A 12,338-nucleotide genomic window follows, 5' to 3' on the forward strand; every position below is an offset into this window, starting at 1 on the left:
CGTGCCGCCATTGGAGTCACCTACGACCGCGGCCGGGCACAAGGACCGTGACCCCGTCCTTGCTCACTGATGAGTAGTCGCGATATCTCCGCTGCTTGGTCGACGGCAGCCTGCGCCGCTCACGAGGGCCCTTGGGCGGCCCGTCCCGCAGACTGGCCGAGTGAGAATACGTTCGTGGTTCATACCGGCTACCTGCCGCTTCGACAGGCGCTCGTCGGCTGTGACGTCCTCGCGCACCGTCGGAACTTGTCTTCACTCTCGACTGGGATGACGTGCCCCCTCCAGCGCTTGACACGCCCTTGCCGACCGGGCTGATGACCCCTGCAGCATTGACGCTGAGAGTACGCCCGGTATCGCCTTTTGCGTCCTGCTCTCCCTGACGCCGGCTCCCGAGGCCTCGAGGACTTTGAGCGTTCGCAAGCCGCGAACGCTGCAACGCCTCACCCGAGCGTGAGGCTCCCGAGTGACGGCCATCCGCAGAACCGGTTGCCGGCAGGCTGCGTCGCTGCGATGGTCCGCTGAATTCGTTCGCAGCCTGCGCCCCGGGCGATCCATACCCTGGGGCTTGCCGGAAAATACGCACCGAGGAGACTCGCTGCGTGCTCGATCTCTCCTGAGCCGTTGTCCGCTCTTTGTTTCGCTCAGCGACTGTCGGACTTGCTGCACGACCACCAACCGCTCCGAGGATGCGGCGCATGGCGGTCATCGCCCCACGACGGGCCATTCCACCCATGGCGAGACTTCCCGCCCCCGGGCGCATCATGCCGGCCATGCTCTCAAGGAGTCTCCTGAGCCTGAACGCCGCCATCAGGACGGCGATGGCGAGGCCGCTCACCGGGAGCCATCCGAGACTGCCGGTCAGGCTGAAGACGGCCGTCACGAGTGTCAACGTCGCACTGAAGACCAGCATTGCCAGGATCGACTGCAGAACTAGTCCAAGCAGAGCCTCGAACCAGTTCACACCCCATTGCCTTGGCCGTCCAGGAATGATCCACAGACAGGCAAAGAAGACGCCGACCACCAGCAGCAGCAGACATCCCACAAACGCCATCAGCGCCGTAAAGGCAAGACCGATACTCAAGAACGCAAACATCGATGCGGCCACGGCCGCCAGGGCCAGGACACCGATACGGCCGAACGGATTATCTCCCTTAGCCCACTTCGACGTGCCGGCATCGTCACCCCCTTCCGCCTTCGGGATGTCCTTTTCTATGTAGTCTTTCCGCGCTTCCCCGTCAGTTCCTTTGTCCAGGATTGCCTTGCCGTATCGTTTGCAAGCCTCAATGGAGCCGAGGTCAGCGACACACCAAGGTGTGACTACGAATCCGCGCCAGGTGGCATCGGCCGACTTACGCAACAAGGTGTCGCTCGTGGAACCGGTGAAGCCAGGTTCCGGCCACGGAATAGGCGATTGAACAGTACTGCCCAAAGCATCTTTCGCCGGCTCCATAACTGCCTGGGCACCCACCTGCCGTGCGCCGTCCACGCCATTCAGCCAGGTTCGCGGCGCCACTGCGAAACTCGTCGCCAATATGCCAGCCGCAAGCACCCAAACGAGTTGGCCCATTGCGCTACCTGTAGACCGTCGCTGGGTGTAGGCCGCAATCGCTCCAAAAGCCAACGCAGACGGGAGCAGCCAACCTACCAACTGACCATTGATCGCACCAATGGCGCCGGACGCAGCATTGTTCACTGGCTGGATATCTGTGAATGAGAACAACCACCATCCGACCGAGATCGCTCCTCGCATAACGACCACGATGTACATCATCATCATGTTGGCGTAGCCGTTGAACGCCGTGTCGATCGGATCGCGAAGACTCTTGTCGAAATCCAGTCCGTATAGCATCGGACTGTACTGCTCAAATAGCGTGCGACCGTCCCCGTGTGTCAGGTCGGGTGTTGGAAGTAGGTCGGCGAATCCGGTGGGGTTTGTGGGGCCTTGGTTGGGGTCTGCGGCTAGGGCTAGTTGGGCGGTTATTACGAAGGAGAAGGCTAGGACGGTGGCGGCGGTGCGGGCTCGTCGCTGCCAGTTCATGCGACGTGCTCCTTGTTGCCGGTGGGGCGGGGGGTGTCTTTGGCTGCGGGGTCGGAGGTGGGGGTGCCGTCTGCCGGGTACATCGCTTCGTTGTAGGCGGCTTCGTCTGCTTCTTGGTCGTAGACCTCGTCGGGGCCTATGGGGGACTCGTGGCGGACGGGCTGGTGGCGGTCTTGGCTGGTGCTCTCGCCGTTGGATTGACCGTTGAGTTGGTCGTTCGCGGGTGTGGATGGGTGACCGTTTTGTTGCGCGACGGGGGGTTCTGACGGGGAGGGCACGGGGCGGGTTTGCGCGTCGACCGGAGGAGGTCCGGGAGTGGCTGGGGCGGTGGGGGCTGAGGGCTCGGTCGAGGGGTGCTGTGGTGCTGAGTTGGGTGCGGGGTGCGTCGCGATGTTCGCAGGCGCCGGCGGCGGGGTGATTGGTGCTGAGGTCGCGCCGCCGCCGGCGTTGCTGCCGTTAGGAGTTGCGGGCGCGCCGCCGTACGCCGGCCCACGCACACCGTCGTCGGACGGTGCGATGCCGTTGGACGACGGTGTACCGCTCGACGGTGCCGTGCCGTTGGACCTTGGCATGCCGCCGCCGTTGGGAGATGGGGCGCGGCCGCTCTGGGGCGGGTCGGTGTATGTGACGGGGTAGTGGTCCGCGTCTGTGTAGGGCGGTGGTGGCTGGTGGTTGTGGGCGTCGGCCTGGGAGGTGACGTTGGCGGCCGGCTCCAGGAGTTCGTTCTCGTCTTCGGCGAAGGGGTCTTCTTCGACCTGGGAGGCGGTGACGGGGTTGATTGTTTCGGGGGTGTGTTCGGATTCGGGGGTGGTTCTGAGGAGGGCGGCGACCCGTTGGCTGGGGATGTCGATTTGGACGGTGGCTACTTCGTCCCAGCGGTCGCGCATGATGCAGTGGCCGTGGCGGATTGATTTGCCGTTGGCGGCGGTGTTGATGCCGCGGACCAGGGTTTGGTACGGGGCGGTTTGTGGGCGGCCGAGCAGCTCCAGGAGCGAGTCGACCTGTTCGCGGGAGCGGAGGCTGAAGGCGAACAGGGTGGTGATCTGCTCCACCAGGCCGGGCAGCTTCAAAATGCTGGCCGGGTCCTGGGTGTCCAGGACGAGGGAGGCGCCGAGGGCACGGCCGACGCGGGCGATGTAGTCGAGGAAGGAGGCGCCGTCCGGGGTCTTGGTCAGCAGGTGGACCTCGGGGACGATGACGACCTTCGAGCGGCCGCGGAACTCGCGGCGTCCGGTGGTACGGATCATCCAGGCCAGGCAGCCGCGAAGGCAGGCCATGCCGACGCGTTCGATCGGCGACCAGGACTCCGGCGCCGACTCGGGGGACGGCAGCGTGAGGCCGGGCATCTGGACGACCCAGAGGCCTGGGTTCGTGGTCAGGGAGGAGAGGCCGGACGGCGGGCCGGCGACGACCGAGCCGAGGCCGGTCTCGACCAGGTCGCGGAGCGCGAAACCGACCGTACGGACGGTCTCCGAGTCGGAGGCGCAGAGCCGCTGGATCACGCCCCACGACGAGGGGTCGGGCGACTGGATCTCGGCGCGGGTGGCCGCCATGACCGGTGCCTCCGCGGCACCACGCAGGTGCGGCGGGAGCAGGAGCATGAGCTGCGACGGCGCCTGCAGGAGCGCGTCGTCCACGGGCAGCACCCGCAGCAGGTCCGCCGCTCCGGAGAACTGTGCCGTGATCTCGATGACAGCAGTCGGTACGCCGTACTCGGCGGCGACCGCGGATACGCCCGCTGCGTCGCCCTTCAGGTCGAGCAGCGGCACCCAGGCGCCCGCGAAGGCCGAATCCAGACCGCCCATCATCGCGGCGGTCGTCTTGCCTCGGCCCGATCGGCCGAGGAAGAGCGTCGTCGTCGCGTCGCCGAGAGCCGAACCGGCGGCGGCGTCGAATCGCACCAGACCCGGCGTGGAGCCGGTCAGGTACCCAATGGCCGGGCCAGTGGCGTCACCGATCGAAGCACCGCCCCAAAACCAGGACCCGAAGAAGGCTGTCGACTCGCGGACGTGTCCGAGGTCCGGCACGCGCAGTTGGTCGCCTGGCAGCGATTCCAGCCACAGGTCGCGCTGCTCGTCGGCGCCGGCCGCGACCGTGATGCCGCGGTCGGCGTAGTGCGCGATGACTGCGTCGACGTACGCCTCGAGGTCCTCGCGGGTATCCGCGCTGACCAGCAGCCGCGGGTGGTCCTCGACCAGGGTCAGGCCACTGCGGTTGATGTCGCGCTTGACCTCACGCATTACGCGCTCGGTCTCGACGATCTCGTCGGCGGTCTCCTCCGCAGTACCCTTCGCGGCCGAGCGGCGCTGCTCCTTCGCGCTCTTCCGGGTCTCGTCGACGAGGTGGCGCGCGGTCTTCTTGGTCAGCACGCGGAACCGTACGGACGCCTCGACGGTCACGTCGATCTCGTCGCCGTCGTCGTCGATCGCCTTGATCTCCGACAGCGTCCGCAGCCACTCCCCCGCGCCCGGGGTCTCGAGCTCCTCGGGGAAGTCGGTCATCGCCAGAACGGTCGTGTACGCGGCGATCTGGCCGCGGGTGTCGTAGATCCGCAGATGATCTGTGTACGGCACGACGCGGCCGGACGTGAGCCGGGCCAGCGAAGCGCCCGTGATCAGTCCGCGACGCGGCGCGGCGACGGCACCACGGTGCATCTCGCGGCTGATCAGCCAGGAGATGACCTCGGCCGGCGCGGTGTGGGCGCGCCAGACGGTCGAGCCGAGTTGACGAGCGAGCTTGCGCACCCGCTCGTCCAGGTGCGCGAGCTCGCGCGCACTCACTCGCCACGACGTCGTACCGAGGGCGTCGCTGATCGAGCCGCGGACCTGTGCGGTCGCCCGCGGGTCCCGGTCGCTCAAATGCACGCCCAGAGCGACGTACCGCTCCGGCATCCGCATCTCGTCGATCCGGTCGGCCCGGGTCTGCGCCCAGCCCTCGTGGTCGCCGAGCCGGTAATGGCCGTTCACCGAGTCGATGTAGTCCTGGCCGGTCGAACGGCCCCAGACCACTTTCAGGTGGCTGAGCCGGTCGCCGAGGATGGTCGCGGCCGCGCTGACCGCCGCGTCCAGGGCCGCGTCCTGCTCGCCCTCGGTGGCCAGGTCCGTGTTCGCGACCGAGATCAGGAACCACGCCTCGGCGCTGCGCTCGGTCACCAGCAGACCGTCGGCGATGGCGACCAGCCGCGGCGGTGGCAGGCCGCGCTCGCGACCGACCCCCACCAGGTTCAGGAGCTTGTCAGCGATCTTCATTCAGGCCTCTTCCTGACGACGTCCTGCGACTCACCCGTTGTACGTGTTCGGAACCCAGCAGGCGGGCCCGCTGGTTGACCGTGATGTCCGCGCCCGCACGGACCATCGGATCGAGCTCGACGACGGCCTCGCGCTCCCACTCCGGCGTGACCCTCGCCTTCGCCAGGTCGGCGACCTTACGGGTCGACATCCGCTCCCGCCACGGCAGGTACTCCGACTTGTCCGCGGCCCGGGCGCCGAGGCCGATGATCGGCCGGTGCGCACGCAAGGCGTACCGGACGGCCAGCGCCCACTCGGTGACCCGGCGGCGGCGTTCGTGGAACTTCCCCGGCCGCCAGCCGAACGCGGTGATCACGAACGGCGGCACGACGTACAGGCTGACGGTGGGCTTCTTCGGTACGCCGATGAACGGGAACAGCAGCGCGATCCAGAGCAGGATGATCACCGCACCGAAAATGATCATCCGGCGGCGCGCGCCTTCACCGAGGTCGATGCCGAGCAGGTCGTACTGCCGGGTCTCGATCTCGAAGTGGTGGGTCAGGGTACGGCCGACGCGCATCAATTACCCCCGGAGAGCAGTCCCCAGAAGCCCTTGAGCACGTTGATGGTCTGGTTGTTGGCGTAGATCAGGCCGCCGACCAGCACCCCGGCCGCGATGTGGCCGAACAGCTCGCCCCACTCGCGCTTGAAGTAGTGGCCGATCGCCCGCAGCACCAAGATGGCGATGAAGATGTTCCCCGCGATGACCAGGACCCAGTCCTTGAAGTCGGCGCCCGTGGGGACATTGGGGTCGGCCATGGGCACGGCAAGCTGAACCACGCTCGCAGCCAGTTCGTGCGTCGTCATTGCGGTGTCTCCCTTGTTGCCTCGGTCATCCGATGGCCAGTCGCTGGATTCATCCGACGGCAGCCACTTGCCATCGCTGTGCTCCGTCCGTGGCGACAGTACGCCTCAGCGTGAGCGTGTACGTCTGGTCCAGCGTGGTGTCACCCGCACCGTCCCAGGTGACGGCCGCGGTCGCCCGCCGCTCGTCGTCGTTGCCCGCGTAGACCTGCCAGTCCTTGAGTTCACCGAACTTCACCGCACCGTTCAGGCTGCGGATCGTCGAGCCCGGCGCGGTCACCGCGGACACCTTGTTGTCAGACTCCGCGTACGCACCGAAGAACGCCTCCGCGTCCTTCTCGGTCGCTGCCGTCAGGTCGTCGTCTGGCTTGCCGGCGTCCGGCATGTTGGCGGGCAGCGGTGCGCGCTCGTCCGGTACGAACGTCGGCGGCCCACTGACCACGACCCGCGCCGAGGTCCGCGCGACCGGGACCGACACGCGCTCCCAGGCGGTCCCCGCGGCGGCCCAGCCCTTGCTGCCCTGCCGGTTGAACTTGTGCACCTGAACGCGGACGTCGACAACACCGGTGATGCCGTTGTCGGCAGGCTTCACCTCTCCCGGGTACGCCACGTCGGCGGTCTGCTTGCCGCGGCCGTTCCAGCCGGCGCGCGCGTCCAGCCCGGACGCGAGGTCGAGGCCGACCTGGGCGGGACGGGCGTCCGGGTTGTTCTCGTCCCAGGTCAGGTAGGCGACGGCGTACCGGGTGGCGACGGCGCGGGCCTCCTCGGACGGGAAGCTGCTCTGTCCACTGACCACCGTCTGGGGGGTCCGGTTCGGGCTGATCCAGGAGCGGATACCGCTGATCGCGGCCAGCAGCAGTACGACGACGACCAGGCCGCGGAAGAACCGGCGTGCCCAGGTGGAGAACGACGACTCGGGCTCGGTCGACCACGGCGTCTGTCCCGGCTCCAGGACCTCACGGACAGGACCGGGTGCGGCGTGCGTGCCGTGCGGAGAGCGCTGCTTCAGGCGTTCAGGCTGGCGGTTGCCCTGAGGTCCCTGGGGACCCTGGTGGTCCTGCTGGGGTACGTCAGGCGTACGGCCGGAGGGGCGACGCGGCGGGGCCATGACGCCACCGTTCGGCGGCCCCTGGTTCGGCGCGGACTGACCCTGCGGCGCGGAGTACTGCGCGGCTACCCCCTGCGCCTGGCGAGGGGTAGGTGACACCGGCCCGCCGGGGTGGGCCCACCACTCCGGCGCGGTGCTCTGCGGTCGTCCCTTGCCCGGTTTCTTCTCCCGGCGCTGGTCCGACCAGTGCTCACCTTTTGGCGGCAGATTCAGTACTGTTCGCCACCAACTCATCCCTACCCGCCCCTCAGACAGCAGTTACGCGGACAGTAGCCGGGAGGATACGGCAAGCAACCGACCTCCGGGAGACCTGAGCCCAGGATCCGGATGCTCCATCGCTCCCCGCAGCCATACTGTTACCCCGCATGCGGGCAGTGTCACCCTCACCGTCGCTCATACCGGCCAAGAGTGACACCTTCGGTACCGTCGTCATAGCTCCTCTCTCATGCCCGCTCAGGTCGATCGGGCAGCGCACACCATGCCACACGCCGCGGACAGGTTCGAAAATCCGTGCGAACAACATGGTAAAGAACGCATCAACTGGTCACTCATAGTAACCGATCCAGCGGCCCGCCTGTGGAAAACTCTCCCGTGGCGAGGGGGTCAAAATCGCCTGTGGACAACCGCTTGCCGGGAAGCGCCGCAGGCATAAGGTCTGAGTGATCCCTGCTACCCCCTGGAGGACCAGGATGGAAACTCGCCGGCTGGGCAGACTCGGCCATCAGAGCTCGGTACTGATCTACGGAGCGGCGTCCCTCGGCGGCGTCGACCAGGACCGCGCCGACGCCTCGATCCAGGAGGCGCTGGACGCCGGAATCAACCACTTCGACGTGGCCGCCGACTACGGCGAGGCGGAACTGCGCCTCGGCCCCCGGATGCCGGAGATCCGGGACCGGATCTTCCTGGCCACCAAGACCGGCCGCCGGACCTTCGAGGAGGCCTGGAGCGAGATCAACCGGTCGCTCGAGCGGCTGCAGACCGATCACGTGGATCTGATTCAGATGCACGCGGTCTGCGATCTGGAGAACCTCGATCTCGTCACCGGCAAGGGCGGTTCGCTGGAGGCTGCGGTCCGGGCCAAGGACGAGGGCATGGTGCGCGCGATCGGCATCACCGGGCACACCGCACAGGCGCCGTCGGTGCACACCGAGGGACTGCGCCGCTTCGACTTCGACAGCGTGCTGACGCCGCTGAACTACAAGCTCTCGACCGACCCGCAGTACGCCGCCGACTACGCAGCCCTCGTCGAGGCCGTGAAGGCGTCCGACGCGGCGCTGATGACGATCAAGATGATCGCCCGGCGGAACTGGGCCGACGGCGAGCAGAAGGCGTACGACACCTGGTACCGGCCGTTCGACGAGCAGCGCTACATCACCGCCGCGACCGCATGGCTGCTCAACGGGCATCCGGAGATCACCGGTCTGGCGACCGCGGGTGAGACCCGGCTGCTGCAGCAGATGATTGTTGCGGAGCGCGAGCGGGCCGACCTCACCCCTGAGGACGCTGCATCGATCCTGGGCGAGGTCCAGGACTACGCGTCGCCCTTTGTGGACATGCCGATCTGACAAACGACTGACAGCGTGGGCCAGGTCACATTCGAGACTCCGCATTCCGGTCAGCCGTACGGCGTACGAGACCGGCCGGTGCCCTGCGCCGGGGTGCGGGAACAAGTCGCGGGGCAAGCGGTGTTGACTACGGCGTACTCAACTACTTTCGGAGGTCGTAGTGGCAACGGTCGAGCTGACCCAGGACAACTTCAACGAGGTGGTCGGTGGCGACGGTCTCGTGCTGGTGGATTTCTGGGCCGAGTGGTGTGGCCCGTGCAAAATGTTCGGGCCGGTTTACGAGAAGTCGTCCGAGGACCACGGTGACATCACCTTCGGCAAGGTGGACACCGAGGCGCAGGGCGAGCTGGCCCAGGCGTTCCAGATCAGCTCCATCCCGACCCTGATGGCGGTGCGCGACGGCGTCGTCCTGTACTCGCAGGCGGGCGCACTGCCGGCCGCGAGCCTGGAGGACCTGATCGGGCAGCTGCGCGCGGTCGACATGGAAGAGGTCAAGGCGCAGATCGCCGCCCACGAGGCGGAACACGGCACTGAGCCGCACACGCACTGACCAACTGAACGATCAGTTCAACCGATCCGGGAGCTCCCCGCGAGCTCCCGGATTTGTTGTGCCACATTGGTCTTGCTTACACCGCTGACGGTGTGCGGGTTGGTCTCCATCGCTGCGAGCAGTCGTTCGCGTTCTTCGGGCGTGAATCGAGTCCAGCCGTCGCGGAACAGCTTGAGCGCGTGGTACAGCTCGTTGCCCGTCAGCGATCGGCCGATGGCGTCCAGCACGACCTCGCTGTCCATCAGAGAGAGATCGCCTTCCATCAGACCGAGGGCGAGCACCCGGACGACCGGCGAGCCGTTCAGGAAGAGCTCCTTCACCTCGTCCTTGTCGAACTTCTCGACGGCGGCGGCGTGCGAGACGCGCTCCACGATCCGGTCCAGGACCTGGCCGCGGACGGCCTTCAGATCGGGGCTGTTCAACTCGGTGTAGATCGCCGCGTACGCCTCCAGTTCCGGGCCCATGCCCAGGCGGCGCAGGGTGTCCGCGGTCTTCCGGGCCGAGACGGCCATCTGGCGGAGCAGGTCGACCTCGAACTTGCCCAGCTTCAGGGTGCGGATCCGGTCGACGATGGACGGCATCACGATGAGCAGCAGGCCGGCCGCGAGCACCGTCACCAACGGTCCCTCGCCAACCCCGGTGAAAAGTCCGATGAGGCCGGCGACCAGGAGCGCAGCGCCTAGCAGCAGGCAGAGGATGCGCGAGGTGACGTCCACCACGGGCCGGGCGCGCACGGTCCACACGGGCGAGTCCGCGGACGGAGCTGGGTTTCCGTTCACGTCCGACATTGCGCATTCCTCCGTACGCCGCCAACGGGTCCAGCTGATCGTGCCTGCCCCGCCAGCTATCGGCAACAGGTCAGCTGGTCAGGCGTGCGTCCGTCGTACGACGCATGAGCCGCGACAAACCGACCTGGTCGGTGAAGCGACGATCACGTCCAGGAGCAGCCCGACGTACGTGAAACCGTCAGCATCGGGTCAGAAGTTGCGGGAGCTGAGGACGCAGAATTCGTTGCCTTCGGGGTCGGTGAGGACGGTGAACGAGGCGTCGGCGGGTTGGCCGACGTCGGTGCGGTGGGCGCCGAGGGATTCGAGACGGGCGATCTCGGCGTCGCGGTCCTGGCTGGTGTGCGGCGCGAAGTCGAAGTGCAGACGGTTCTTGCCGGTCTTGCCTTCCGGGACAGGAACGAAGACCATGCCGGGTCCGATCCGCTCCCAGGGGGTCTCCTTCAGTGTCTCCTCGTCCACCCAGCCGGGGACGTTGACGCATTCGTGGTCGGTCGCGTAGATCGTCTTCCAGCCGAGCGCCTCCGCCCACCAGGCCGCCTGCGCCTGGACGTCGTGGCAGTCGATGACCGTCGTGTACCACCTGAGCACCATGGCGACACCCTGGCACAACCCACCGACAAAACGGAGCAGACAGAAAGAGCGGGCCCTGGGCAGGAGAAAATCGCCAGGGCCCGCTCTTGGGGCTGACCGGAGCGGCTACGTGGTGGCCGAAGAGGCGCGGGCAGATGAGGCGCTGCCCTGAGGAGGCTCACCGAGGGGGCTGCTCGAGATGACGGTCAGCGGAACGGAGGGGCCACGTCGTTGGGACCCCTCCAGGTCGTCAGCGCAGTGGGTTGAAGGGACGCAGTTCCTCCGGAGTACGTCCGGTGGTGATGGTCTCGGCCAGCAGTTGACCGGTGATCGGGCCGAGCGTGATGCCCCACATCCCGTGCCCGCCGGCGGCGAACACCCGCGGCGAGGACGTGGCGCCGATCAGCGGCAGGCCGTCCGGGGTGCACGGCCGCGGGCCGACCCACTCGAAGGTGCGCGCGTCGAGGTCGGCGTCCCGCAGCAGCGGCCGCGCGGCGTCGACGATCGCGTCGATCCGGCGCGGGTCGAGCTTCGCGTCGGGCTTGCGGAACTCCATCATCCCGGCCACCCGGAGCCGGTCGCCGAGCGGCGTGCAGGCGATCCGTTGCGCCGGGAAGTACACCGGACCGGCCGGTACGTGCGCCATCGGCACGCTGAAGCTGTACCCGCGTCCCGCCTGCACGACAGTACGAACGCCGAACTGCCGCGCCAGGTCGCCGAGCCAGGCACCGGTCGCCATCACGACCGCGTCGAACGGATCGGTCTCGCCGTCGGCCGTGATCAGCCGGACGCCGCGGATCTCGTCGACGATGTCCAACACGTCGACACCGCTGATGATCTGGCCGCCACGTGCCTGCACCGAGTCGGCGAGCAGGTTCACGTACTCGCCGGGGTTGATGAAGCGCTGCCCGTGCAGCCGGATCGCCGCGCCGATCGCGTCCGACAGCGACGGCTCGATCTCGCGGGCGTCGTCACCGCTGATCGCCTCGAACTCGATGTCCTGGCCGGCGGCGTGGATCTGCTCGATCTCCTCGAGCAGCACCTTGCGCTCCTCGACAGTCCGGTACGCGGCCAGGAACGACTTGGCCTCGTACGTCTGCGCCTCGACACCGGCCTTGGCCAGGAAGTCGAACGCGTCCAGGGACTGGCGGTTGACGCCGACCAGGGCCTCCATCGCGGTTTTCCAGCGTCCGGCGGTGCTGTTGCGAGCGAAGCGGGTGAGGAATTTGAGGAGCCGCGGGCTCGCGGTCGGTGGGACGTACACCGGTGAGGCAGGGCTCAGCACCGCACGGACGCCGTACTTGAGGACCGCTGGTTCCGGGAGCGGGGTGGCCAGGCCGGGCGTCAGCCAGCCGGCGTTGCCCCAGGACGCACCCGCGGCGACACCCTCGCGGTCGAGCACGGTCACCTCGACACCGGCCTCCTGGAGGAACCAGGCGGTGGCCAGGCCGACCATGCCCGCGCCGACGACGGCGACGCGGTCGGGGACGATGTGCCGCTCGAAGGAAGCAGAACCAACTGTGGTCATGTATCGATGGTGCGGCCGCCGCGAGCGGCTGTCATGGTGCGATCACACCATTACTCGGACCAATGACTGTGCTCATCGCACAATAACCCGGCACACTGTC

Annotated in this window: 10 protein-coding genes; 2 read left to right on the forward strand and 8 right to left on the reverse strand. The window is 67.5% G+C overall.

The window, feature by feature from the left end; genetic code table 11:
* Positions 1-16 precede the first annotated feature (16 nt).
* From ACGFI6_RS00330 to ACGFI6_RS00350, 5 genes are read right to left on the reverse strand one after another with little or no spacing between them, the layout of a single operon-like run.
* Positions 17-2,038, reverse strand: coding sequence for a hypothetical protein (locus ACGFI6_RS00330; RefSeq protein ID WP_393113871.1), 2,022 nt, complete (start codon positions 2,036-2,038; stop codon positions 17-19).
* Positions 2,035-5,286 carry an ATP-binding protein gene (locus ACGFI6_RS00335; RefSeq protein ID WP_393113873.1) on the reverse strand — a complete coding sequence of 1,084 codons (3,252 nt, stop codon included), beginning with the start codon at positions 5,284-5,286 and terminating at the stop codon, positions 2,035-2,037. The genes ACGFI6_RS00330 and ACGFI6_RS00335 overlap by 4 nt, the downstream gene beginning before the upstream one ends.
* Positions 5,273-5,845, reverse strand: a complete 573-nt coding sequence (locus ACGFI6_RS00340; protein ID WP_393113875.1) for a hypothetical protein — start codon at positions 5,843-5,845, stop codon at positions 5,273-5,275. Before ACGFI6_RS00340 ends, ACGFI6_RS00335 begins: the two co-directional genes overlap by 14 nt.
* The gene (locus tag ACGFI6_RS00345) at positions 5,845-6,132 is read right to left on the reverse strand and encodes a hypothetical protein (protein ID WP_134118528.1); all 288 of its coding nucleotides are present in this window, start codon (positions 6,130-6,132) and stop codon (positions 5,845-5,847) included. Before ACGFI6_RS00345 ends, ACGFI6_RS00340 begins: the two co-directional genes overlap by 1 nt.
* Before the next feature lie 49 nt (positions 6,133-6,181).
* Positions 6,182-7,237 carry a conjugal transfer protein gene (locus ACGFI6_RS00350; RefSeq protein WP_393113877.1) on the reverse strand — a complete coding sequence of 352 codons (1,056 nt, stop codon included), beginning with the start codon at positions 7,235-7,237 and terminating at the stop codon, positions 6,182-6,184.
* Between the two features lie 689 nt (positions 7,238-7,926).
* Here ACGFI6_RS00350 and ACGFI6_RS00355 point away from each other — a divergent pair.
* Positions 7,927-8,802 (forward strand): aldo/keto reductase, encoded by an 876-nt coding sequence (locus ACGFI6_RS00355; protein WP_393113879.1) that lies wholly within the window; start codon positions 7,927-7,929, stop codon positions 8,800-8,802.
* Positions 8,803-8,962: 160 nt separating this feature from the next.
* A complete protein-coding gene (gene trxA, locus ACGFI6_RS00360) occupies positions 8,963-9,352 on the forward strand; it encodes a thioredoxin (RefSeq protein ID WP_393113881.1) in 390 nt (129 codons plus the stop codon).
* 17 nt (positions 9,353-9,369) lie between these two features.
* On the opposite strand, the gene ACGFI6_RS00365 is transcribed toward trxA, so the two are convergent.
* The 3 genes from ACGFI6_RS00365 to ACGFI6_RS00375 form a co-directional block, all read right to left on the reverse strand.
* Complete coding sequence (locus ACGFI6_RS00365) at positions 9,370-10,140, reverse strand: hypothetical protein (RefSeq protein WP_393113883.1); 771 nt, start codon at positions 10,138-10,140, stop codon at positions 9,370-9,372.
* 189 nt (positions 10,141-10,329) lie between these two features.
* Positions 10,330-10,731 (reverse strand): VOC family protein, encoded by a 402-nt coding sequence (locus ACGFI6_RS00370; RefSeq protein ID WP_393113885.1) that lies wholly within the window; start codon positions 10,729-10,731, stop codon positions 10,330-10,332.
* A gap of 229 nt (positions 10,732-10,960) precedes the next feature.
* On the reverse strand, positions 10,961-12,238 hold the full coding sequence (locus ACGFI6_RS00375; protein ID WP_393113887.1) for an NAD(P)/FAD-dependent oxidoreductase: 1,278 nt from the start codon (positions 12,236-12,238) through the stop codon (positions 10,961-10,963).
* Positions 12,239-12,338 lie beyond the last annotated feature (100 nt).

Origin of the sequence: Kribbella sp. NPDC048928, assembly GCF_043197975.1 — a bacterium.
GTDB lineage: Bacteria > Actinomycetota > Actinomycetes > Propionibacteriales > Kribbellaceae > Kribbella.